The following is a 24,698-nucleotide window of genomic DNA, read 5'->3' as shown; positions in this document are numbered from 1 at the left end:
GCGGCCTTGCCGGACTGGCCGGTTCAGGCCCCCGGTTCAGGCCGATGCGAACCTCAGAGTTCGCCTTCGATCCAGCCCTTCAGCGCGCTCTTGGGAGCAGCGCCAAGCTTCTGGGCGACCGGCTTGCCGTCCTTGAACAGCACCATCAGCGGGATCGACTTCACGCCGATCTCGGCGGGGATGCCGGTGTTGGCCATGATGTCCATCTTGGCGATGGTCACCTTCTCGGACAGCTCGTCGCTGATCTCTTCCAGAGCCGGGCCGATCATCTTGCAGGGACCGCACCAGTCGGCCCAGAAATCGACGAGCACCGGCTTGTCGGACTTCAGAACGTCGTCTTCGAAGCTGGCGTCGGTAACAGCGATGGTCGCCATGAATTGAAACTCCTCGGGTATCTCGGTTGAACGCAATCTAGGGACGAATTGTCTCGAGGCAACGCCTGCCCCGGCATAGCTTTACTGGGCCGGGGAAAAGTCCGGCTTGTGAACAGCCAGCACTTCGGCGGGAACCTCGATCAGGCGCGGCACCGTGGTGTAGAGCAGCGCCACTTCCACGGCGCGGCCGGGAAACGCCACTTCCAGCGCGGCGGCATAGGCCCCCATCTGGCGCAGGACGCCGCGCGGCACCTGCTCCAGCCGTTCTGGCGGGCGGCGCGCGGTCTTGTAATCCACAAGGCGGATACGCTCAGGCTCGACCACGAGACGGTCGATCGTGCCCGCCACCACCTGCCCGCCGACTACGGCCGCCACCGGCACCTCGGCAAGGCTGGCCGGGCCGAACAGTTCCGCCCAATCCGGGTTTGCAAGCACCGCCATCGCGCTCGCCAGCATGGCCTCGCGCGTGTCTTCCGGCAGGTCGGCAGCATTGCGGGCCAGCCATTGCCAACCCGATTCCTCGCGCATGTCCGCTTCCACTTGCGGCAGGCGTTCAAGCAACTTGTGAACCAGCGTGCCGCGCCGCAAGGCATCGCGCCCGGCTCCCGGCGGGAACGGCGGATCGGGCGCATCGTCCTCACCCAGCGAGGACGGCGCCAGCGGGCGCGGCGGGCGCGGTTCGGCGGGCGGGGCCCGTTCCAGCCAACGCGGCAGCGGTTCGCGGAGCGGCAGTTCCACCGAACGGACTTCGGCGGGCAGCGGCGCAGGCGGCGGGCCATGCTCGCACCGCGTGCCCCAGATCGGATCCTCGACTTCGGCCTCGGCCGGGAACAGCGCGCGCAAGTTCGCGTACCAGCTCTTCTCCGCAGGACCATCCCTGTCGCGCCGACCGAGCGCGCCGCCGATGAACAACGCTTCCTCGGCGCGGGTCATGGCGACGTAGAGCAGGCGCCAGTGTTCCTGCTCATCCCCCTCGCGATTGGCGGCGATCTGCGCGGCGATGCTGCCGACCTTCTCTTCCTTCGAGAGCGGAGGCAGCGGCACCTTGCGGCGTTCATCGCGCGGATCGGACAGATCGAAACCCCGGTCGCGCGCGGCTTCCGGGTTGCCGGTGGCGTCCGCCAGGATCACGATGGGCGCCTGCAGCCCCTTCGAGCCATGCACCGTCATCACCCGGACCAGACCGGAGGCCGCATCCGCCTCGCGCTTCAGCTCGCCGTCGCCCGCGTCGAACCAGGCGAGGAAGCCCGCAAGACTGGGCGTGTCCGTGGCGACGTAGGCTTGCGCGGCGTTGACCAGTTCGTCGATCGGGTCATTGGCCTCGCTGCCGAGCCGTGCGACCAGCTTGCGCCGCCCCTGCCAGGGACCGACCAGCAGCCAGTGCAGCAGCGCCAGTGGCGGTTCGTAATCCGCCAGCGCCAGCAGTGGCCCAAGTTGCTGGAGAACGGCCGCGATCTCGGGCCCGGATTGCGCCCGCAGATGCTCCCACAGGCGGCGGTTCCTGTCCCGGTAGCCATGTTGCAGCAACTGGGCCTGGCTCCAGCCGATGAGCGGTGAAACCAGCAGCGCGGCAAGGTTGAGATCGTCGAGCGGCTGCACCGCGAAGCGCAGCGCGGCGATCAGGTCCTTCACCGCCAGCGGCGCGCCCAGACGCAGACGGTCGACGCCCGCCACCGGCACGCCCGCCGCATGAAGCCGCGCAACGATCAGCCCGGCAAGCTCCTTGCGCTGGCGCACCAGGACCATGATGTCGCCCGCACCCGCACGGCGAGGACTACCCTTGTTCAGCGTGAAGCCCGGGCCGGATGGATCGAGCCATTCCCGTACCTGCTGCGCGATGCGCTCGGCCATCTGGCGGTCCGGTCGCGAAAGCCAGTTGGGCTGCTGCCCGTCGTTGTCGTCGTCTTCGAGAGGCTCGTCATCGTCTTCGCCGATCTGCTCGGAGACAGGCTTCCACAAGGCGACGTAGCCCGGCCTTTCCTGCCCGACATGCCGCCCGGCCGGACGGTCGAGCCCGAAGCTGGCATGGCCGATGCCGGAGATGGCCTGATCCACGAAATCGAGGACGTGCTGCGCGGTGCGGAAGCTGCGGTCCAGCCCCAGTTCCATGAGCGGCCGCGCGGCTATACCGCTGCGCAACATATCCGCATTGTCGGCCGCCTCACGCATCTTGCCGCGCACCCGGTCCGCGGCCCGGCGGAAGTTCTCGGGGCTGGTGCCCTGAAAACGGAAGATCGCCTGCTTGTAATCGCCCACGACGAAGAGCGTGCGCATGAGGTTCTGGGGATGGCCTTCGCGCTGCCCCTCGCCTGCCCAGAACTCCTCCGCCATGGCGAAGACGATATCCCACTGCGCGGCATTGGTGTCCTGCGCCTCGTCAACCAGGATATGGTCGAACCGGCGATCCAGTTTGTAGCGGATCCAGTCGGCAGAGGCCTGTCCGCGCAACAGATCGGCGGCACGGCGGATCTGGTCGTCGAAATCGATCAGCCCTTCGCGCTGCTTGGCCTCGTCCCAGGCGAGCGCGAAGGCACGGCCGAGCCGCAGCGCGGGCACCAGCCTCTCGGCAAGGCCCAGCAGCGCCTTGGTCTCGCGGATTCGCGCAACGCTCTCGCCTACGCGCACGGCATAGCCTTCGTAATCCGGATCGCGCTTGGACAAGTGGTTGAGGCTGCGAACGCCATCGTCCTTGGTGAACAGCGCGGCGTGGAGATCGTCGATCCCCTCCGCCCGCTTCGCCGGGCTCCAGGTGAGCCACGGAACCAGGACGTCGGTTGCCTTGTGCGCGGTGGCGGTGTTCCATTCGGCCAGAACCTCGCAGCATTTGCGCAGCGAGCGGACGTCGAAAGCATCGTCGCTGCACATTTCGGCGAGCAATTCGTCACCCGCTTCGTCAGGCAGGTCAAGCAGGCGCAGGACGTGGCTGCGGATATCGCCGGCCTGCCACGATCCCGGTCCGAACCAGGCCTCACGTGCGCCTGCACAGCGGAGCAGGAAATCGACCACCGAGTCCGGCCCGTGACGCAGCGAAAGCTGCGCGATGGCACCCAGCAGCCCCGGCCCGTCGAAAGGATCGTTCTCAGCCGAAACGAGCAGATCGGCAAGCACCTGCCGGGCCAGCAACGCCCGTTCGCGGTCTTCCATCGGCCGCGTGCCGGGCACAAGCTGCGCTTCAAGCGGGAACGTCGCCAGCAGCCACTGCGAGAAGGCGTGGATCGTGTCGATCCGCAGGCCCCCGCCCGGACTGTCGAGCACGGCGGTGAACAGGGTGCGTGCACGCGCTCTCGTGTCGGGATCGGTCGGCGCGCCGATCGCGTCCAGCCGCTGGAACAGCAGGGTGTCCTCAAGCCGCACCCATTCCGCCAGCGTGCCGTTGATGCGCGCGGCCATTTCGGTGGCGCCCGCCTTGGTGAACGTAAGGCACAATACCTGCGAAGGCTCGACGTTCTCCTGCAACAACAGCCGCAGCACGCGCGAGGAAAGCACCTGGGTCTTGCCGGTGCCGGCCGAAGCCGAAAGCCACACGGTATCGCGCGGGTTCACCGCCAGCATCTGGTTGCCGTGCAGCGGATGGACGGCGGCGGGACCGCTCATGCCTCATCCTCCCCGCCCGCGCGTTCCCGGCCGCCGAGCGAGGTGATCCATTCGTCGAGACGCATCAACTGATCGTAATCCGCATAAGAGCCGAGTTCGGGATTGAGGCGCGCGGTGAAGGGTTCGTTCCCGAGAATCCAGCGGTCGAGCGCATCGTTCAGGTAGCGCTCGGTCTCGGGCAGGAAATCGTCCGGTTCGATGCCCGAGCGCCGCTTGCCGACCTTGAGCGGCGTGGTGTCGTAACCGATCCGCCCCTTGTCCTTGGCCATCGACCAATATTCGAAGCCGCTGGCCTCGCCCGCGATCTCACGGCCCTGCATGTCCTTGAATCCGCCGCCTTGTGCGATCAGCGCGATCAGGCCGAGCTGCAGCGCAAAGCCTTCCTCCACCCGGCGCGCCGTGGGCGGCGATCCGGTCTTGTAATCCACCACCGCCAGCGAGCCATCGGCCAGCCGGTCGATACGGTCGGCGCGGCCATGGATGCGAATGTCGCGGTGGCGCATGTCGCCCCATGCCTCGCTGGCTATCACCTTGCGGCCCGCGGTCTTGTGTTCGAGCACCAGATCCCGGAAGGTATCGAGCGCAGCGGAAAGGCGCGGCCACCACAGGGCGCGCATCAGCGGGTGCGCGTTCTTCTCGGTCAGCACGGCCTGTGCGATCGCGTGAAGCCCGTCCACCGGTTCGCCCGCCTTGTGCCAGTCCTCCAGAATCTTGTGCGCGACTTCCCCCTTCCACGCCGCGCTCGGCTCGGCATCGAGCGCGTCGAGCTTGCGCAGGCGCAGCACGGCATTGGCGTAGAATTCGTAAGGGTCTCCGCGCAGCCGGTCGAGCCCGGTCACGGCCAGATCGACACGGCGCTGTTCGGCCGAAGGCATCGGCTGCGGGCGCGGATGCGGCGGCACCGGTACGGCATCGTCAAGCATACGGGCCAGACGCAGGGCCTCGCTCTCGACATGGCGGTCGCCCTGTTCGCCAAGCAGCGCCTTCACGCGCAGCACGAAGCGCGAGGGGATCACCGGCCCGCCCGCATCGCGCAAGGCCCAGCTCAGCACCACTTCGGGCGCCCCCAATGCCGCTGCAAGATCGTGCGCGGCCAGCCCGATGCGGAAGTCCGCTCCGGGAACGCCAAGCGCGCGCAGCACGGCAGGCGGCAGCAGCGCGTCCTGCGAGGGCGAAGCCGGCCAGACACCTTCGACGAGACCGCCGCAGATGACGAGATCGGCGCGGCTCATCCGCGCTTCCAGCAAGCCGTAGATCGACACGCGCGGATGCCCGCCCCAGGGCGGACGCACTGCAGCACGGTCCATCACGTCGCGCAGCATGGCATGAAGTTCGCGCGGGTCGAACAGCGTGCCTGCGGAACCCGCCGCCGCGCGCAGTTCCTCGACCATGGCGCTCAGCGCGCGGCCATCGGCGCCGGCCCAGATCGCCTCGCCGCACAGTGTCTCGGCAGCATCCACCAGCTTGCCAAGGAGGAATTCGAGCGGCTCGGCCTCACCCAGAGCGAAGAGCGGCGCGAGCACGGCTTCGACTTCGGCCCACCACTCGCCAAGCTTTTCCTGCTCCGCCAGTTCGGCGAGAGGGGCAAGACCCGCGCCGGGACGCGGCCCCCGCAAGGCAAGATCGAGCTTGCGGGCACTTTCCAGCCAGCGCGGACGCCCTTCGCCGCCGCCAGCCAGCGGATGCACCAGAAGCGCCATGAGCGGCACCGGCGCCGCCTGTTCGGCCAGAACTTCAGCCAGCAACAGCATGAGCCGTCCTGCGGCTGTCTGGGCGAGCGGACGTCCCGCCGTATCGTCCGCGGTGATGCCCCAGCGTTCAAGATGGGCGACGACCCTCCCGGCAAGGCCGCGATCCGGGGTAATGAGCGCCACGCGCCGTTCCGGCACTTCCAGCGCCTCGCGCACCATCACGGCAATGGCCTGCGCTTCCTGCTCGGGATGCGTGCTTTCCATCAGCCGCACCCCTGCCAGGCGACGTTTTTCGGCGGGAAGGCTGACCCAGGCCGCCGAAGCGCGCGGCGGCAGGAACAGGTTCGATATCACCGTGCTGCGCTCGGCCGGAGAGGCGCCGTAGCCGGAGCGATGCCAGGCCGCGACCTCGTCCCGCGCGATCCCCATGCGGTTGAGCAGGAGCTTGAGGTGGTACTGCGGATGCGTGACCGCATCGGCCCGGCCGAACGGAGGATCGTCCGGTTGTTCGGGCTTGCCTGCCGTGCCGAGTTCGTCCCAGACTTCCGGCGGAAGCGCCAGATCGAAGTCCGGCAGGACGACGCTGCCGCCCGGCAGCTCGCTCACCACGCGCAGCATTCTTGCCAGCGACGGCGAAGCGCTGGTCACGCCGGCGGCGACGACAGGATATGCGGGCGGTGTAGCCTCCCATTCGCGGGCGGCGTGTTCGAACAGCAGGTTGCGGCGTTCAGGCGCGTCGATCTCGCCGCGTTCCGCCAGTTCCGCGATCCAGTATTGCTGCACTTTCAGGAAGGTGCGCGTATTGTCGGTCCAGTGACCGGCAAGATCGCCGACGATGCCGATCACGCGCTCGCTGATGAGGTCGATCGGCGCGATGCCCTCTACCAGCAGCCTGTCCATGGTGCGGCCCAGTTCCCAGGCACGGCGCAGCAGGGCGGCCCCCTTTCCGGCCTCGTCTCCCTCAACCTCGCGCAAGTAGTGGGCAAGCCGCAGCCAGCGGCGCGTCGGATCGGCAGCAGGCGCGATTTCGGCCGCGCCGAGCGGATCGAGCAGTGGGCCCAGCGTTTCGTCGAGATCGAGATCGCCCACCACGACCATGCGCGGCAACAGCATCCCCGGCCGATCCGTCGTGCCCGAATGGCGGACGAACGCCTCGGTAACAGTGCGGATCGCACGGCGGCTCGGCAGCAGCAAGGTCAGCCGCGCGAGGCCCAGTTCACCTTCGGAATAGCGCGGCACCAGCCCCGCGACCAGGGCGTCGGCGAAACCACGGTGCGCAGCAATGGAATAGATTTTCGGGCCGTGCCGCTCAGGCACGGGGCAGCCATTCCTCGGTCGGCCTGATCGCGGAAGGTTCGCCCACCTCGAACCAGAGGCCGGTATGCGAGATACCGTAGAGGCGGCCCTCCTCGATCGCGCGGCTCCACAGCAGGTTGGTCGAGAACGGGCCTTCGGGCGCATCGCGCAACAGGCGCTTCGACACGATCTGGATGCCGGAATAGATGAACGGCGCGACATGGCCGCGCTTGCGGCGCGTCACCCGGCCCACGGGATCGAGATGGAAGTCCCCGTCGCCCCGATAATTCATCGCGCGCGGATGCGGCACCATGAGCAGCAACGCGTCCATCCTTCCGGCATCCCAAGCCAGCGAAAGCTCGTGGAACACGTCCACCGGCCCGTCGAGCCAGATGTTGTCGCTGTTGAGACAGAAGAAAGTCTCGGGCAGCAGCGCCTCGGCCTTGACCATGCCGCCGCCGGTTTCGAGCAGGCAGTCACGCTCGTCCGAGACCGTGATCGCGGGGCCCTTGCGCCGCACCTTGAGATGGCCTTCCAGCGCGTCGGCAAGGTAGTGGACGTTGACCACCGCCTTTTCGATGCCCGCCGCATCGAGCTTGTCCAGCGCGTGGTCGATCAGCGACTTGCCAGCGACGCGAACCAGCGGCTTGGGCTGGGTCGCGGTAAGCGGGCGCATGCGCTTGCCGAGACCGGCGGAAAGCACCATCGCCGTGTCGCTGGCGAGCTTCACCTCGTTCATGCAGCGTAGCTCCCGCCATTGGCCTGGCGCAGATGCGCCGGGATGTTTGCATCGAACCAGCGCGCCACCGGTTCCAGCGCCGGATGGGCGAGGTCGCGTTCGAGCATGGCCCAGACGCGCGGGATGAGATCGAGATAACGCGGCTTGCCGTCACGCCGCCAGAGACGCACGAAGATACCGATGATCTTGGTGTTCCGCTGCGCGCCGAGGCGGGCGTAATCGGCAAGGAAGGTCTCGGGATCGACGCCGGTGAGCTGGAGATAATGGTCGAACATCTCGGCCTCCAGTTCGGGCGAGACATCGCGGCGCGCATCCTGGAGCAGCGAGACGAGATCGTAGGCCGGGTGGCCGATCAGCGCGTCCTGGAAATCGAGCAGCCCCTGCTTTTCCAGGGCGCCGAGCAGCATGATGTTCTCTGCGTGGTAGTCTCGCAGCACGGTCACGCCGGGGCGCTGGCGGGGGAGCAGTTCGCCCATAACCGCTTCCCATGCGGCAACGAAACCGGCGGAATCGACGTAGAGGTTCTGCGCGGTGCAGTACCAGTCCACGAACAGCCGTACCTCGCGCTGGTACTCGCTCATCGAATAGTCGAGGAACGGTCCCGGCGGCAGTTCGCGAAGCTGCGCCAGAACATCGACCGCGCCCTTGTAGACGGCGGTTTCGTCGTCCGGCCACTGGTCGAGATAATCGCGCATCCGTGCGTGGCCGAAATCCTCGATCAGCACGAGGCCGCGGTCCGCCCAGTCGGCAAGGATGCGGGGGGCCCGCAGCCCGTTGGCATCGAGCCAGCGCGCGGCACGCAGGAAAGGCGTGGGATCCTCGTTGGGCGGCGGGGCATCCATCAGCATCGCCGTCTGCCCGTCCGCGCGCGTCACGCGGAAGTAGCGCCGGAACGATGCGTCCCCGGCAAGCGGTTCTACGGCGGCGCCAGCCCACCCCGCCTGGGCGAGGAAGGGTGCGAGGTCGGCGGGAAGGTCTGCGAGGTTCGTGCTCATTTCGGCTCCCGCCCTAGCCAATCAGCCCCCGGCTCGACAATGGCGATCCGCCCCTCATCCGCAACTTCCAGCGCGATTGAAAGGCAGCCCGGCTCATGTGAGAAGCCTCCGGCATGATCCGGCCATTCGGCGAGCAGCGCAGCGCCCTGCCGATAGTCGTCAAGGCCGATCTCGTCGGCCTCGGAAGGATGGGACAGGCGGTAGAAGTCGGCATGGACCAGGGGCAGGCGCACGCCCGATTGTCCGGGAGGGGCCGGATCATAGACCTCGACGATGGCAAAACTCGGCGAGGGCACTTCACCCTCATGCCCCAGTGCGGCGATGATTGCGCGCGCGAGCGTGGTCTTCCCGGCGCCGAGGCCGCCGGTCAGCGCCACCACGTCATCAGGGCGAAGCTGTTCGGCGATGGCGCGGCCGAAACGCTCCATCGCGGCGAGGTCGGGCAATGCGATCTTCACGGAAGCTCCACCAGGGCGCTGGTCCCCTTGCCCGGTTCGGAAACGAGGCGCAGCGCGCCGCCATGCGCTTCCACCAATTGACGCGCAAGCGGCAGGCCCAGACCCTGGCTGCGCTCCACCGACTTGCCGTCGGCACTCGTCTTCATGCCGTCAAGCGCAAGGGCGACGCTGCGGGTATCCATGCCCTCGCCCTGGTCCTGCACCAGAATCTGGAGCCACTCCCCGTCGCCCGATTTGCGGCGGCCGAGTTGCACGAGCACGCGCTGCCCCCGGCGCGAGGCGGCAATGGCATTGTCCACGAGATGCCCGACCGCGCGAGCAAGTCGCTTGCGATCACCGGAAATCGGCCGCAGCAATCCGCTGGCCTGAAGATCCAGTACCAGCCCCGCCTTCTGGAGCCGCGAGGCGCGCTCCTCCACCACGGAGCGGATGAAGGGCATGGGGTCGATTTCCTCTTTCTTGAGCGGAAGCAGCCCGGCCTCACCCTGCGACAGGTCCAGCAGGCTGTCGATGTGATCGCCAAGCTGTTCCACCGAAGTCAGGATCGCGCCGACATATTCGCGCCCGCTGTCGGAAAGGTCGCCGCCGACGCCCGCCTCCAGCAGTTCGGCAAAACCGCCGATCGATGTCAGCGGCGTGCGCAATTCGTAGCTCATCTTGGCAAGGAAACGGGTCTTTATCGTGTCCGCCTCGATCAGCGCGGCATTGCTTTCGCGAAGCGCGGCCTCGGCCTTCTGGGAATCGGTAATGTCGAGCACGGCGAGCAGCCCGTTACCGTCGGGCAGCGGCACGCCCGCGAATTCCAGCATGCGGCCATCGGCAAGCGCGATGCGGCCGCCCTTCTGCGCGCGGTCCAGCGTCGCGGTGCGCACCACGCCGCCGACCGTCTCCGCCTCCGCCGGGCGCTTGAGGCGCGGCGCGATCTTCTTGAGCAGATCCTGCATGTGCGGGTGCGTGTCTAGGAAATCGCTGTCCAGCCCCCAGTCGGCGGCGAAGCGGCGATTCCAGATTTGCATCCGCCCGTCCGGCGCGAACACCGCGATCGATTCGAACAGACTGTCGAACGTGGCGGTGCGCGTCCGCAGCAGGGTGTCGCGCACGGCGGAAAGACGCAGTTGCTCGGTGCGATCCTCAGCGATCAGCATGAGCCCGCCGTCCGGCACCGGCTGGGCAACGATGCGCAGATGAGTGCCATCCGCCAGGGTCCAGGCCTCCTCGCTCGCATCCCCAGAGGCGAACCAGGCGGCCTTCTCCCGCCGCCAGGCGGGGAAATCGCGCGCTTCGGGCACGCGCCCGGCATCGCGCGCGGCATCGAGCAGACGCTCAAACGCGGGCAAATCCTGCATGGTGTGTGCCGAAAGCTTGAACAGGCGCTGGAACGGCTGGTTGGCAAAAGTCAGCCGCTTCTTGGCGTCGAACTGGGCGACACCGGCAGAAAGCTGGTCAAGCAGGCCGCGCTGCGCCTCGCGGAACGCGCGGAACGAGCGCGACATTTCCTCAAGGTCTTCGATATCCACGGCATAGCCCGCCACCCCGTCTTCGCCGAGCGGCAGGTCGCTGACGCGCATGGCGCGGCGCTGGCCGTTGATCGTGGTGGAGACGATGCGCTGGATCGGCGCACCCTTTTCGGCAGCGACGCGGGCGACCTGCGCGGGGGTGAGCCCGTCGACGTTCTCGATCAGCTCGGTGCCGCTGGCGACCACGCCTTGCGCACTGTCCCCGCCCACGGCGGCGACATAAGCGGAGTTGACCAGTTGCAGCTCGCCATCCGGGCGGCGGAACCACATCGGCATCGGCGCAGCCTCGATCAGGGAGACCAGCGCAGTGAAGTCCCCCCTCGCCCGTGAGGCTTCGTCACGCAATCGGGTAAGTTCGGTCTCGCTGTCGGAAAAATCGAAGACCCAGACCAGCGCAGCGCCGCCCGGCGAGACCTGCGGATCGGCGAGATGGCCGCGCAGCGCCAGCGAACGGGTGGACCCGCGCGGCGTAAGGACCATGCGGAAAGGTGCGGCGGTCTTCTGGGTGCGGCGAACCGCTTCTGTCAGTTCTTCCAGCTTTTCCGCCGGAAGGCCGCGTTCGCCGGTATCAAGTTCGGAAAGGAACTGTGGCACCCCGTCCAGTCCGAGCCACTGCGCCAGGCGCGGGCTGGCCTCGATCCTGCCGTCGGAACGGACGAGCAGCGGCAGGGCGGGCGATTCCTCGACCATGCGGCCGAGCCGGCGCGCGGAACGAAGCTGGTTCTCGGCCCGCTTCTGCCGGCTGCGCGCGGAGAGCACGGCCCAGGCCGCCGCCAGCATCCAGACAGCGAGCAGAAGACCGATCAGGAGGGGTACGAGGCGATCCTGGTCCATTCACCAACGGCTATGATGCGGGGACGCGTTAAACACAATGGGGAGACCACCATTGTCGGTGCGCTCGTCACATCCGTGACGAACTTGCGGCACCGGCCCGCTCCCTCACCCGACCCCCCATCAAGGGTTCACTCGTGGAAGGTCAGGTGAGGGAGCGGGCCGGTGCCGCATCGGGAATGCCCGGATGGGCATTCCCGACCAAGCAAATCAGTAGCGGTAGTGGTCCGGCTTGAACGGCCCTGCTTCCGGCACGCCGATATAGTCGGCCTGCTTCTTCGAGAGCTTGGTGAGCTTCACGCCCAGCTTTTCGAGGTGCAGCGCGGCAACCTTTTCGTCGAGGTGCTTGGGCAGCACGTAGACGCGGTTCTCGTACTCGTCGTTCTTGGCGAAGAGTTCGATCTGCGCGAGCGTCTGGTTGGTGAAGCTCGACGACATGACGAAGCTGGGGTGGCCGGTGGCGCAGCCCAGGTTCACCAGGCGGCCCTTGGCGAGCACGATGATCTGCTTGCCGTCCGGGAAGGTCACGAGGTCGGTTCCGGCCTTCACTTCCTTCCACTCGTAGTTGTCGAGCGCCGAGATCTGGATCTCGCTGTCGAAGTGGCCGATGTTGCAGACGATCGCCTTGTCGCGCATGGCTTCCATGTGCTCGCCGGTGATGACGGCTTCGTTGCCGGTGGCGGTGACGAAGATGTCGCAGCGCTTCACCGCGTCTTCCATGGTGACGACTTCATAGCCTTCCATGGCGGCCTGCAGAGCGCAGATCGGGTCGATCTCGGTGACCATCACGCGGGCGCCGCCGTTGCGCAGCGAAGCGGCCGAACCCTTGCCGACATCGCCGAAGCCGGCAACGCAGGCGACCTTGCCGGCCAGCATCACGTCGGTTGCGCGGCGGATCGCGTCAACCAGCGATTCCTTGCAGCCATAGAGGTTGTCGAACTTCGACTTGGTGACCGAATCGTTCACGTTGATCGCGGGGAACGGCAGCTTGCCGTCCTTGGCGAGGTGGTAGAGGCGGTGGACGCCGGTGGTGGTTTCTTCCGAAACGCCCTTGATCGCGTTGACCGAGCGCGAGAGGTAGCCCGGCTTGGCCTTGAGGAAGGCATTCAGCGCACGAACGAACTCGATTTCCTCGGCGTTCGAGGGTTCGAACAGCGGCTCACCGGCTTCGACGCGGGCGCCCCAGAGCGCGAACATCGTGGCGTCGCCGCCGTCATCCAGGATCAGGTTGGCGGTGAGGTTGGGATCTTCGTCGGTCGACCAGTCGAAGATCTTGCCCACGTAGTCCCAGTAGTCGGCCAGCGATTCACCCTTGATCGCATAGACCGGGATGCCGGCGGCGGCGATGGCGGCAGCGGCGTGATCCTGGGTCGAGAAGATGTTGCAGGTGGCCCAGCGCACTTCGGCGCCGAGCGCGACCAGCGTCTCGATCAGCACGGCGGTCTGGATCGTCATGTGCAGCGAGCCGGTGATGCGCGCGCCCTTGAGCGGCTGCGACGCGCCGAATTCCTCGCGCAGCGCCATCAGGCCCGGCATTTCGGTTTCGGCGATGGCGATCTCGGTACGGCCGAAATCGGCCAGCGAGATATCGGTAATGGCGTAGTCCTGGGCGGCGGTCTGGGCAGTGGCCACGGGAAGCTCCTGATGCTCTGGATATTGCAAGTTGCAGGGAGACGCCGGGCCGGGCCGCAGGCCCAGGCCCGGCGTCTCGAATGCAACGTCCCTACCCGGTCAGCATTCGCGACGCAAATATAAAGATATCTTTATATGCCTCGCCGAAGCCTTGGCAGGGCAATCCGCAGCCCCCGTTTCAGTGCAGATCGAAACGATCCGCATTCATGACCTTTACCCAGGCGGACACGAAATCCCCGAGGAACCTCTCCCCTCCATCGGCGCAGGCATAGACTTCGCTGAGCGCGCGGAGCTGAGAATTGGAGCCGAACACCAGATCCGTCCGCGTGCCTGACCATTTCGGCTGGCCCGAAGCGCGATCGGTGCCCACGAAGGTTTCGTCTCCCGCATCGTCCACCTGCTTCCAGGCGGTACCCATGTCGAGCAGATTGACGAAGAAGTCGTTGGTAAGTTGCCCCTCGTGGGTCGTGAAGACACCGTCCCTCGTCCCGCCGTGGTTCGCACCCAGCACGCGCAGCCCCCCGACCAGCACCGTCATTTCGGAGGCGCCGAGGCCCAGCAGTTGCGCGCGATCGATCAGCAGTTCCTCGGTCGGGACAGTGAACGGCACCTGGAGATAATTGCGGAACCCGTCGACGCGCGGCTCCAGCACGGCGAAGCCCTCGATGTCGGTCTGCGCCTGAGAGGCATCGGTCCGACCCGGCGCGAACGGCACTTCCACCGGCGTTCCGGCGTCGGCCGCCGCCTTCTCGATGCCGACACCGCCGCCCAGCACGATGAGGTCGGCGATGCTCACTTTCTTCCCGCCTGCAGCCGAACTGTCGAAATCGGCCTTGATACGCTCGTAGACGCTCAGGATCTGCGCCAGCTTATCCGGCTCGTTGACGTCCCAGTCCTTCTGCGGCGCAAGGCGAATGCGTGCACCGTTGGCGCCGCCGCGATGGTCGGACCCGCGATAGGTCGATGCCGAAGCCCAGGCGGCGGAGACAAGTTCCGCAACCGTCAGGCCGGAGGCCCGAATCCTCTGCTTCAGGTCCGCCACGTCCCCGGCCTCTATCGCCGGATGGTCGGGCGCGGGGAGTGGATCCTGCCAGAGCAGGTCTTCTGCCGGAACCTCCGGGCCGAGGTAGCGGGATTTCGGCCCCATGTCGCGGTGGCAGAGCTTGAACCAGGCACGCGCGAAAGCATCGGCGAAGTGATCCGGGTCGGCCCGGAAACCTTCAAGAATCCGCCGATATTCCGGATCGACCTTGAAGGCCATGTCGGCGGTGGTCATCATGGTCGGCACGCGCCGCTCGGGGCTGTGGGCGCCCGGCGCGAGATCCTCCAACCTCTGCCCCACCGGCTGCCACTGCTGTGCGCCCGCCGGGCTGCGGACCAGTTCGTATTCGTAATCGAGCAACATGTGCAGGAAGCTCATGTCCCACTTCGTCGGCGTGGGCGTCCAGGAGCCTTCGAGGCCCGACGTGATCGTGTGGTCGCCGAAACCGCTTTCATGACCGCTCTGCCAGCCGAGACCCTGCTGCGCGATGTCCGCGCCTTCCGGTTCCGCGCCGACCTTGGCGGCATCGCCCGCGCCGTGGCACTTGCCGAACGTATGTCCGCCCGCCGTGAGAGCAGCGGTTTCCTCATCGTTCATGCCCATGCGCGCAAAAGTCTCGCGAATGTCGCGGGCCGAGCCGACGGGATCAGGCTCGCCGCCCGGCCCTTCGGGGTTGACGTAGATGAGACCCATCTGGATCGCCGCCAGCGGGTTTTCGAGGGCCATTTCCCGCTCCGGCTGGATGCGCGTTTCGGCGCCCTGCCCGACCCACTGCTCCTCGGTGCCCCAGTAGACGTCCTTCTCCGGTTCGAAGATGTCCTCGCGCCCGCCACCGAAACCGAACGTCGGCCCGCCCATGGACTCGATGGCGACATTGCCGGCGAGGATCAGCAGGTCCGCCCAGGATAGCTTCGCGCCGTACTTCTGCTTGATCGGCCAGAGCAGGCGCCGCGCCTTGTCGAGATTGGCGTTGTCAGGCCAGGAATTGAGCGGCGCGAACCGCTGGTTGCCGGAAGAGGCCCCGCCGCGCCCGTCGCCGGTACGGTAGGTGCCCGCGCTGTGCCAGGCCATGCGGATGAAGAACGGGCCGTAATGGCCGTAATCGGCGGGCCACCACGGCTGGCTGTCGGTCATCAGCGCGGTAAGATCCGCCTTCACCGCCGCATAGTCGAGCGACTTGAACGCCTCGGCATAGTTGAAGCCAGTGCCGAGCGGGCTGGCGCCGCTGACGCCCAGGATGTCGAGGGAAAGCTGGTTGGGCCACCAGTCTCGGTTGGTGCGGCCCAAGAGCGATCGTACCGGCTCGCCGTGCATCGGGCAGCCGCTGGTCTTCGCGTCCATGTCATTCTCCTTCCGGTCGGTCCTGTCAGTCCGCCCTGTTCACCGGGCGGTTCCAAAAACTCCGCATTCGGCCACGGGCGCTGTTCGGCGCATCGCAGGAGGCCTGTCGCGGCTCCGGGAAGCTTGCCAGATGCAGGCGCGCGATCAAGGGCGAGGAACATCGTCGCTGACGGAAATTTCCGATCATCGACCGGGATGAAACTGATAAGGCTGCGACGCCGGCCCACCAAGGAAGCAACTGATTATTCCGCCTCCTGCCACGCTCGGTGGGGGGATATGGACAGGAGGCGGAATTGGCTACGGAAGGCCTAAAGCCCGCCGTTGCACATCTTGAAGGAGAGCCCTGCTCTCCTGAATGGCTGCGTGAACGCCTGGCCTGCTCGCCCTGCCAGACAGGACACCGGAGCCGCGCGGCTGCGGCGCATCATGGGATGGAAGTCAGCCATTTCAGTCTCACCCTTGAGCGTTCCGCTTGTCATGACCGGGCACGATATCGCTCAGCAATATTGCACAAGCAAGACACAATACTCAATACATAATAGGCAACCCGCCCAACCTGGTTACTGATTCACTTAACCATAAACAGGATGAACGATTGCAGCAATTTTCGCAGACATTGAAACAGAAACGAAATTTTGGGAATAAGTTCTGACGATCCTCACCACACACAGCACGGATTTCAGCCCATCGCCCACTGTGCGGCAAGCACGATAACCCCTCCCGCCGCCGCATAAGCCAGGCAAACCGGTGCGGTGCGGGACAGAGCCTCGCCCTCACGCCCCACCAAGCCGACTGTCGCGGTGCCTGCCACGATATTATGCGGGGCCACGATGTTCCCGATCGCCGACCCCACGCTCTGCCCGGCAAGCGCCAGCCAGTGGGGCAGGGTAACCGCATCGGCGGCGGCGATCTGGAAGTTGGCGAAAATGATGTTCGAGGCCGTTGCCGAACCGGTCACGAACGAGCCCAGCGCCCCCACCAGCGGGACGGCCAGCGGCCAGGCCTGTCCGAACAGGCCTGTCGCGCCGACGGCCAGCGCGTCGATCATGCCGCCGTGGACCATGAACCGCGCGAGCGTCAGCACGGAAACCAGCGCGATCGCCACTTGCGGCAGTCGCCTTGCCGCCGCCGTCATGGACTGGGCAACGAGACGCGGGCTGGAGCGATTGACCATCGCGGTTATCGCAAATGCCAGGACCAGCATCGTACCGGGATGATAGAGCGGCATCAGCGTATCGCCGAACCCGTTGCCGTAGGCCCAGTCGAACGGATGAGCGCGCAGGCTGATGCGAAGCGGGTCGATCAGCCGGGTCGCAAGGATCAGCGTTACCAGTACGGCATAGGGCAATGCCGCGGACAGCAGCGCCCTGCCCGCAATTCGCTCGGTCCGTTGCACCGGCGGCGAGCCCCGTCGCAACCAGACGATGAACAGCCCTCCGCCCAGCAGGGCGCCGCCCAGTGTCGGCAATTCAGGCCCGGCCACGCCAGCAATGAGCGCCGCCGCCGGAAAGAAGCAGGCAGCCGCCATGACCGCCACCTGCCACGAAGCCGCACCGTCCAGCCGCGCCCGCACGCTGCCCTGCCTGACGACGATCAGCGCCAGCACCCAGCCAAGGCAGGCATGGATCAGCAGTATCGCAAGCGAGAGCCTGCGCTCATCGACGTATCCCGCTTCGACGAGCGGCACCATCGGCGCCCCCACCGCCCCGAACGATACGCCCACGACATGGCCCATCAGCGCGACCAGCAATGCGCGCGCAGGGGGAACGCCCAGCGAGACCAGCATCGGCGCAACGATCGCCACCGGCGTCCCGAACCCGGAAGCACCTTCGAGGAACATCGCGAAGAACCAGCCCACCAGCAAGGCGGTTGCCGCAGGGTCGGAAGAGACCGACTTCAGCCAATCCCCGATCACCTCGGTCGCGCCGGTCCGCATCTGATACTCGTGGATCGAAAGCGCGGGGAAGATGATCCAGAGGATCGTCGCCGCCGTGAACATCGCTTCTAGGCACGGCCCTGCCAAGTCAGCCGGTGTCTCTCCGAACTGGAACGCCGTCACCGCCACCACCGCGGCGATCACCGCCGAAACTGTCCCCGCCGCTGCCGCCGACCAGCGCAGCACGGTCATCAGCAGCACCAGCGACAGGATCGGGGCTATCGCCAGCCCGGTCACGGCATTTAGCCCCGTCGCTCTACCTGGACGGGATAGAGAGGCGCGCCCTCTTTCTCGAAGGCGGTGATGTTGGAAATCGTCGTGCCGGCGATCGCGGTCATCGCCTCTCGCGTGAAGAAGCCCTGGTGGCCGGTGATGAGGACGTTGGGAAAGGTCATGAGCCGCACGAAAACGTCATCACGGATGACCTGCTCGGACAAGTCCTCGAAGAACAGGTCTTCCTCCTCCTCGTAAACGTCGAGCCCGACATAGCCGACCTTGCCGCTCTTGAGCCCGGCGATCACCGCGCGCGCATCCATCACCGCGCCGCGGCTGGTGTTGATGAGCATGGCTCCGGACTTCAGCTTGGCGATTGCGTCCCGGTCTATCAGGTGGCGCGTCGCCGGCGTCAGCGGGCAGTGCAGGCTGATGATGTCGCATTGCGCCAGCAATTCGTCGATCGGAACGTATCGCCCGCCAAGCGCGCCGAGTTCCGGCGCCTCGAACGGATCGCTCGCCAGCACCTCGCAGCCGAAGCCCCTGAGAATGCGGGCGACGTTGATGCCGATCTTGCCGGTGCCGATCACGCCCGCGACCTTGCCCTTGAGGTCGAACCCCAGCAGCCCTTCGAGTGCGAAATTGCCTTCCCGCACGCGGGCGTAAGCCTTGTGGATCTTGCGATTGAGCGAGAGGATCAGCGCCACCGCATGTTCGGCGATCGCATCGGGCGAATAGGCGGGAACACGGCCGATCCGAAGGCCCAGTTCACGGGCGGCATCGAGATCGACATTGTTGAAGCCAGCGCTGCGAAGGGCAATTAGGCGCGTGCCGTTGGCGGCGATGATTTCCAGCTCCTTTCGCCCCAACTGGTCGTTCACGAAAGCGCAGATACAGTCATGGCCGGCAGCAAGATGGGCCGTATGCGAATTGAGGCGCATCTCTAGATAGAACAATTCATGCCTGGAACCGCTCAGCTCGTTCGCACCGTCAAGGAATTCACGATCGTATGGACGGGTGCTGAAGACCGCAACTTTCAAGGAAGCCCTCCTGTCGTCGGGATAATTTCAGAGTACCACGGGATGACGGCAAGCTGCGAAACCGGTCAGCCCTACCGGAGCACGGATAATCGCTTCACGGGACGGGATTGACTGCGTCGATCACCGTGAGCCTTTCGAGCGGGCCGTCGGCCACGCGTGAATTGGTCACGAGAATCGTGGTGCCGGGCTTCAACTGGGCCTTCACTTTCTCGTAGAACGGACGCGGCACCCGCAAGCGGTTGATGACCGCCTCGTCTACTATGGCCCCCTCATCCTCTCCGTGGCCTGGCAGGCCGACGTAGACCCACTCCGGCTTCCCGCTGCGCGTCGTCAGGGTGATGACGTGGGAACCGGGATCCTTGTCATTGACCTCGGCCACGCTGCGACCGATCTCGATCCCGTTGCGCAGCACGACGACACGCTGGTCGAGCTTGGAAACGATGATGGAAAGCGGCCCGGAACGGGCAAGCTCCGGCCGCCAGCGATATTGCTCGCCGCCGCTCAGCGGATGTCGTTCGACCACCTTTCCGGTAGCGTCGAACGGTGCCAGCAGGCTGTTGTCGCTGGTGCGGACATGCGCCTCGGCATTGCCTTCGACGACGACCGTCACGCCGAGCTTGGTAATCTCGAACAACTCGCGCGCGAAACCGTAGGGCAGGTGAACGCAGCCGTGGCTTTCGGGGTAGCCCGGCAACCCTCCCGCATGAAGCGCCACCCCGTCCCATGTCAGCCGCTGCTGATAGGGCATGGGAGCGTTATTGTAGGTGCTCGACCGGTGCTTGGCATCCTTCTGAAGGATGGTGAAGACTCCGGTCGGCGTCGCATAACCGGACTTGCCGCTGGACACCGTGGTCGCCGCAATCCGCACGCCGTTGCGATAGACGAGACCGATCTGCCGCGAGAGATCGACATAGATCAGCACCGGCCCACTTGGCGCAACGGACGGCGCCCAGACCCATTCCCCCGGCTTGAGATGCTCGACCCTGCGGGCAAACTCGGGCGGCGAAGTTGCCCGGGCTCCCTGCGCCACGGCGGGCACCGCCGTGAACGAAAACACCCCGAGAACCAGCGCCGATATCGCCGATCGCGCCGCCAACATGCCTGCCCGCATGAAAATCCCTGCAATATCTGCGAGAACCGAAAGCCGCGCCCGCCTGAGCCGAAGCGCAGCGCCTGTCGATCAGCGCACCCGGCCGTGTTGCACCAGGTTGACGATGGCCAGCAGGATAACCGCTCCGAGGAAGGCGACGATCAACCCGACGATGGAGAATTCCTGGACCGATCCGACGATGCCGAACCGATTGGCCACGAAATTGCCGATCACCGAACCGACGCAGCCCACGACGATGTTCCAGATAACACCCATCGAGGCATCGCGGTTCATCACGAGACTGGCCAGCCATCCAGCGATGCCGCCAACGATCAATGCGATAATCCAGCCCATAACGTTCTCCCGACCAATTGTCCGCATGGTGCGGAAACAAAATGCAATGTCGTATCAGCAAACCTGAAGTGGAATGACATTCACCGCCTGAAGCCGTTCGTCGGCAATGCTGCGCCTGCTGCCGTTAAAGGTCAACCGGCACATGCGCAATTCTACCTAATATCCCTGCCTAGGCTCGACTTATTCATCGCCCGGCGTGGAATAGAAAACTCACATGATGCGTGGCGATGCAAAGTATCCGGCCATTTCCGGACCACATGTCTTGCCTAGGGTCAGGACCCATTAATCACGCCTGCGAGGTTTGAATCAAAATGGCTCAGAGCGAGGAAGGAAGGCGTAGTAATATGTCTATATTTCAAGCCTTTCTGACGCTGCACTGGGCCATTTTGATCAAATCCCTCCGGGACACCGGAATGGCTTCCATCTCGAACCAAAGCGGCTTTGGACGGGCAACCAGCCCGCCCGGCAGCCGCTTTGGCCCGATATGTTCGCCATTCCGGTGCCTCGCAGGCGTGATTAATGGGTCCTGACCCTAGCCGCCGGGATGCCCGTCGGCGGCCAAAGCACCGGCTCCGCCAAAAAACCTAGGCCGCTTCCCCGCGAACTATCAGCGTATCGGGCCGGATCGTGGTCAGCAAGGATGAGGAGAGGCTGCCGATCACCGCTTTTCGGAACCCGGATTCGCCATGCGCGGCGAGCACCACGAGATCGGGGGTTTGTTCATTGATGGCGCGATCGATGCAGCCTTCGGGTTCACCGTAGCTGATCCAGCCTTCCAGTCGCGATGTCCCTAGCTCGGCAAACCGAGGGTCGGCGAGGAACGCATCCATCTGCGCTCTGGCCTCGACTTCTGTCTCATCCCGGACATGCGCGGAAACGCCCCAGCCCTCGAAAGCGACGTGGAAGGCATGAACAACGTCGATGCGCGCCTTGGGAAAAAGCCGCGCAGCCGCCAGGATTGCCGCTTTCGAGTTCTCGGAAAAGTCGGATGGCGCAAGAATTCGCGCATAGGGACGGCGAAGGCGCTGCTTCACCACCAGCACCGGCGCTCGGGCATGGTGCACGAGATAGTCCACTGCCGTGCCCAGGGCATAGTCCGTGACATGATTGAAGCGCGCTACTCCCACCACGATCAATGCGGCGCCCTGTTCCTCGGCGACGCGGGCAATCGTGGCGGGCGGAGAGCCCACGGGCAGGAAGATTTCCGCGCCTTCGCTCTGCTCCGGCAACGTGTCGCGAACCTCCTGGTCCAACGCCCGCGGGGGCAGCCGGGCATCCCCTTCCGCCTTGAGGACATGGACCACCTTGACCTGCAGCCCCAGATCGCGGCCCAGCGCGAAGGCACGGTCGATCGCCCGGTCGCTCCGCGCGCTGAGGTCGGTCGCGGCGATGATGGACCCTTGCAGCATGAGCGGCTCCCGCTGGAAAAATGGACCTTATGCGAGTGGCCTATCCCAAGTCTCCGCCAAGGTCACGCTTGCAAGTGCAGGGAAGGAATGCTTGCATCCATACGGCGAAATACCTGAAAAAGCCGGCGCATATCGTGCCAGACATTGCCGCATGGGAATCTCATGACCGATCCAGAGCGCGACAGTTCGCAAATCCCGCCGCCGGTCGGCCGCAAGCAGGCGCTGGTAACTTATGCGATGCTGGCCGTCATGGCCTTCGAACTGGCGACGCTGCTATGGACAGGACGCTGGCCCCATGCCGTGCTTGTGCTGGGCCTGATGGCGATCATCGGCCTGCCGGTGTTTCACCGCCGCGGCGTGATCGCTCTGGTGCCGGTCGAAATTCAGGTCTGCGCCGTGATCTTCATCTTCGCGACGCTGTTCCTTGGCGAGGTTCGCGATTTCTACATCCGCATCTGGTGGTGGGATCTGGTACTCCACACCAGTTCCGGCGTACTGCTGGGGCTGCTGGGCTTCCTCATGCTCTACCTGCTCAACGAGAGCGAAACCGTCGGCTTTGCGCTGAGGCCCGTGTTCCTTGCCTTCTTCGCCTTCTGCTTCAGCGTGGCGCTCGGCGCGCTTTGGGAGATTTTCGAGTTCGCGATGGACCAGATCTTCGGGATGAACATGCAGAAGCCGATGCTGAACGATCCATCCGGGCTGACCGACACGATGTGGGATCTCATCGTCGATACGATAGGCGCGCTCTTCGCCAGCCTTGCCGGGCTGCTCTATCTGCTGCGTGCCCGCAAGGAAGGCCGCAAGGACTGGCTCCAGCGTTTCGTCGAACGGTATCCCAGGGTGTTCGGGGCGGATAAGTCCTAGGTCGTAAACTCATAAACGGCACCATCGAGGTTTGAGGCAAAATGGCTCAGCGCAAGAAGGGAAGGCGATGGAATATGTCGATATTTCAAGCCTTCCCGACGCAGCGTTGGGCCATTTTGATCAAATCCCGAAGGGACGCCCAAATGGCTTCCATCTCGGACCGAAGCTGCCTTGGACGGGCAACCAGCCCGTCCGGCGGCACCTTCGGCCCGAGCTGTTCGCCATTTGGGCGCCTCGATGGTGCCGTTTATGAGTTTACGACCTAGTCGGCGTGGACGAATTCGGCGTAGCCCACGAACATCCGCGGATCGGCTGAAGTTCCTATTCGTGACGAAGGGCGTCGATGGGATTAAGACTGGCCGCGCGCCGGGCCGGGAAATAGCCGAAGACTACACCGATCACCGCCGAAACCACAAAGGCCCCGAGGTTGACCGCCGGATCGAATATCCAGGGCAGATCCATCAGCGGCGTCGCCACGCCCACCACAAGTTGAGCAAGCAGCAGTCCGATCAGCCCGCCCAGACACGACAGCACGACCGCCTCCACCAGAAACTGCATCAGCACCTCGTTCGCCACCGCTCCGATGGCGAGGCGGATGCCGATCTCGCGGGTTCGTTCCGTCACCGAGACCAGCATGATGTTCATGATGCCGATCCCGCCCACCACCAGGCTGATCGCGGCTACCGCCGCCACGATCTGGGTGAGCATCGTCGTCGTCTGGGTCAGCGTATCGGAAATCTGCTTGGTGTCGAAGATGTTGAAATCGTCGTCCTTGCCTTCCGTGATGTGGCGGCGCTCGCGCAGGAGGGTGGTGAGGGTCGTCTGGACCTGCTCGGTGGAATAGTTGCCGTCCACCCCGACGAGGATCGTGCGGATCGAAGTCGTGCCGAGGAAGCGGCGCTGCACCGTCTTGATCGGCATGATGACGATATCGTCCTGGTCGCCGCCGAAACCCGCCTGTCCCTTGGTCGTCAGCAGCCCGATGACATCGCAGGATACATCGCCGATGCGGAAACGCTTGCCGATAGGATCGGCGCCGCGAAACAGGTTGGTGCTTACCGTGGTGCCGATGATACAGACCGACTTGCCGGCGCTTTCCTCATCCCCGGTGAACAGGCGGCCCGATTGCAGCGGCCAGGGCTGGATCCGGAAGTAGTCGGAAGTGGTGCCGTTGATCGTCGTCGACCAGTTGGCACCCTCGTAGATGGCAGTGCCGCTCGACGAAGCCTGCGGGGCCACGGCCGTGACGCCGCCCACCTGCTGGCGGATGGCGACGATGTCGGATGGGTCGAAATCGCGCGGCGAAGGTCCGCCCCCCCCGCGCCCGAAACCCTGACCGGGGCGGACCTGAAGGATATTGGTGCCGAGAGCGGCGATCTGCTGGGTTACCGCCGCCGTGGTCGCCTTGCCCAGCGTCACCATCGAGACAACGGCCGCCACGCCGATGACGATCCCCAGCATGGTCAGCAGGGATCGCAGAACGTGGCGCCGGATCGAGCGCAGCGCGAGAAGGAAGGTCGTGCCCAGCATCAGCCGATATCCCCGGAATGCGCTGAAGCCGGAGCCGGAGCCGCAGCCGCAGCACCGTTGCCCTGGTCGATCCGGTCTATCAGACCATCCTTGAAGTGGACGATCCGCCGCGCATACTCGGCCATGTCCGGCTCATGGGTGACCATCAGCACGGTAATCCCGGAATCGCGGTTGAGCACGGAAAGAAACTCCATGATCTCGACCGAGCGCTGGCTGTCGAGATTGCCGGTCGGCTCATCGGCCAGCAGGACTTCCGGATTGGTGACGATGGCGCGGGCAATGGCGACGCGCTGCTGCTGCCCGCCGGAAAGTTCGCCCGGCGTATGGCCCGCCCAATCGGCAAGCCCCACCTTGTCCAGCGCGGCCATGGCCTCCTTGCGCCGGTCTTGCTTGCTGTCGCCGCGGTAGAGCAGCGGAAGTTCCACATTCTCCAATGCGGAAGTGCGCGCCAGCAGGTTGAAGCCCTGGAACACGAAGCCGAGGTACTTGCGGCGCAGGAGCGCGCGCTGGTCCCGGTCGAGGTTTTCGACGTGGTGGCCATGAAACAGGAATTGGCCGGCGGTAGAAACGTCGAGGCAGCCCAGGATGTTCATCATCGTCGACTTGCCCGAACCGGACGGCCCCATGACCGCCACGAAATCACCCGACATGATATCGAGATCGACGCCCTTGAGTGCGCGGAAAGCCGTCTCCCCGGTGCCGAACACCTTGGTGATCCCGCGCAGCGAAATGATGGGCGAGGTGCCGGCCAT

General features: G+C 65.4%; 17 protein-coding genes. 1 reads left to right on the top strand and 16 read right to left on the bottom strand.

Annotated elements, in window-relative coordinates; translation table 11 throughout:
* Nucleotides 1-53 precede the first annotated feature (53 nt).
* The 14 genes from trxA to ACLIMP_RS09210 all read right to left on the bottom strand — a co-directional run bounded on the left by trxA (nt 54) and on the right by ACLIMP_RS09210 (nt 21,552).
* Complete coding sequence (trxA, locus tag ACLIMP_RS09275) at nt 54-374, bottom strand: thioredoxin (protein WP_054435855.1); 321 nt, start codon at nt 372-374, stop codon at nt 54-56.
* A gap of 81 nt (nt 375-455) precedes the next feature.
* Entirely contained in the window at nt 456-3,968 is a 3,513-nt protein-coding gene (gene addA / locus ACLIMP_RS09270; protein ID WP_443477797.1) for a double-strand break repair helicase AddA, read from the bottom strand.
* On the bottom strand, nt 3,965-6,976 hold the full coding sequence (addB, locus tag ACLIMP_RS09265; RefSeq protein WP_324698980.1) for a double-strand break repair protein AddB: 3,012 nt from the start codon (nt 6,974-6,976) through the stop codon (nt 3,965-3,967). The genes addA and addB overlap by 4 nt, the downstream gene beginning before the upstream one ends.
* Complete coding sequence (locus tag ACLIMP_RS09260) at nt 6,969-7,694, bottom strand: nucleotidyltransferase family protein (protein ID WP_324698979.1); 726 nt, start codon at nt 7,692-7,694, stop codon at nt 6,969-6,971. The genes addB and ACLIMP_RS09260 overlap by 8 nt, the downstream gene beginning before the upstream one ends.
* Entirely contained in the window at nt 7,691-8,689 is a 999-nt protein-coding gene (locus ACLIMP_RS09255) for an aminoglycoside phosphotransferase family protein (protein WP_054435858.1), read from the bottom strand. The genes ACLIMP_RS09260 and ACLIMP_RS09255 overlap by 4 nt, the downstream gene beginning before the upstream one ends.
* The gene (gene tsaE, locus ACLIMP_RS09250) at nt 8,686-9,147 is read right to left on the bottom strand and encodes a tRNA (adenosine(37)-N6)-threonylcarbamoyltransferase complex ATPase subunit type 1 TsaE (protein ID WP_324698978.1); all 462 of its coding nucleotides are present in this window, start codon (nt 9,145-9,147) and stop codon (nt 8,686-8,688) included. The genes ACLIMP_RS09255 and tsaE overlap by 4 nt, the downstream gene beginning before the upstream one ends.
* Nucleotides 9,144-11,498, bottom strand: coding sequence for a sensor histidine kinase (locus ACLIMP_RS09245; protein ID WP_324698977.1), 2,355 nt, complete (start codon nt 11,496-11,498; stop codon nt 9,144-9,146). Before ACLIMP_RS09245 ends, tsaE begins: the two co-directional genes overlap by 4 nt.
* A gap of 207 nt (nt 11,499-11,705) precedes the next feature.
* Nucleotides 11,706-13,127 carry an adenosylhomocysteinase gene (ahcY, locus tag ACLIMP_RS09240; protein ID WP_132469889.1) on the bottom strand — a complete coding sequence of 474 codons (1,422 nt, stop codon included), beginning with the start codon at nt 13,125-13,127 and terminating at the stop codon, nt 11,706-11,708.
* Nucleotides 13,128-13,305: 178 nt separating this feature from the next.
* A complete protein-coding gene (gene katG / locus ACLIMP_RS09235) occupies nt 13,306-15,510 on the bottom strand; it encodes a catalase/peroxidase HPI (protein WP_324698976.1) in 2,205 nt (734 codons plus the stop codon).
* Nucleotides 15,511-16,189: 679 nt separating this feature from the next.
* A complete protein-coding gene (locus ACLIMP_RS09230) occupies nt 16,190-17,683 on the bottom strand; it encodes an L-lactate permease (protein ID WP_443477796.1) in 1,494 nt (497 codons plus the stop codon).
* Between the two features lie 5 nt (nt 17,684-17,688).
* Complete coding sequence (locus tag ACLIMP_RS09225; RefSeq protein ID WP_324698974.1) at nt 17,689-18,699, bottom strand: 2-hydroxyacid dehydrogenase; 1,011 nt, start codon at nt 18,697-18,699, stop codon at nt 17,689-17,691.
* A 94-nt stretch (nt 18,700-18,793) separates the two neighbouring features.
* Nucleotides 18,794-19,810 (bottom strand): L,D-transpeptidase family protein, encoded by a 1,017-nt coding sequence (locus tag ACLIMP_RS09220; RefSeq protein WP_443477795.1) that lies wholly within the window; start codon nt 19,808-19,810, stop codon nt 18,794-18,796.
* A gap of 69 nt (nt 19,811-19,879) precedes the next feature.
* Nucleotides 19,880-20,143, bottom strand: coding sequence for a GlsB/YeaQ/YmgE family stress response membrane protein (locus ACLIMP_RS09215; protein ID WP_324698972.1), 264 nt, complete (start codon nt 20,141-20,143; stop codon nt 19,880-19,882).
* Between the two features lie 584 nt (nt 20,144-20,727).
* The gene (locus tag ACLIMP_RS09210; protein ID WP_443477794.1) at nt 20,728-21,552 is read right to left on the bottom strand and encodes a universal stress protein; all 825 of its coding nucleotides are present in this window, start codon (nt 21,550-21,552) and stop codon (nt 20,728-20,730) included.
* 162 nt (nt 21,553-21,714) lie between these two features.
* Between ACLIMP_RS09210 and ACLIMP_RS09205 the strand changes: the two genes are divergently transcribed.
* Nucleotides 21,715-22,416, top strand: a complete 702-nt coding sequence (locus tag ACLIMP_RS09205; RefSeq protein ID WP_054435865.1) for a DUF2238 domain-containing protein — start codon at nt 21,715-21,717, stop codon at nt 22,414-22,416.
* Between the two features lie 321 nt (nt 22,417-22,737).
* Here ACLIMP_RS09205 and ACLIMP_RS09200 read toward each other — a convergent pair whose 3' ends face one another.
* A complete protein-coding gene (locus tag ACLIMP_RS09200) occupies nt 22,738-23,946 on the bottom strand; it encodes an ABC transporter permease (protein WP_324698970.1) in 1,209 nt (402 codons plus the stop codon).
* Nucleotides 23,946-24,698, bottom strand: coding sequence for an ABC transporter ATP-binding protein (locus ACLIMP_RS09195; protein WP_324698969.1), 753 nt, complete (start codon nt 24,696-24,698; stop codon nt 23,946-23,948). The genes ACLIMP_RS09200 and ACLIMP_RS09195 overlap by 1 nt, the downstream gene beginning before the upstream one ends.

Source organism: Novosphingobium aeonii, from assembly GCF_052279045.1.
GTDB lineage: Bacteria > Pseudomonadota > Alphaproteobacteria > Sphingomonadales > Sphingomonadaceae > Novosphingobium.
Note: the sequence above shows the minus strand (reverse complement) of the source record. Positions and strands in the feature narration are given on the sequence as shown.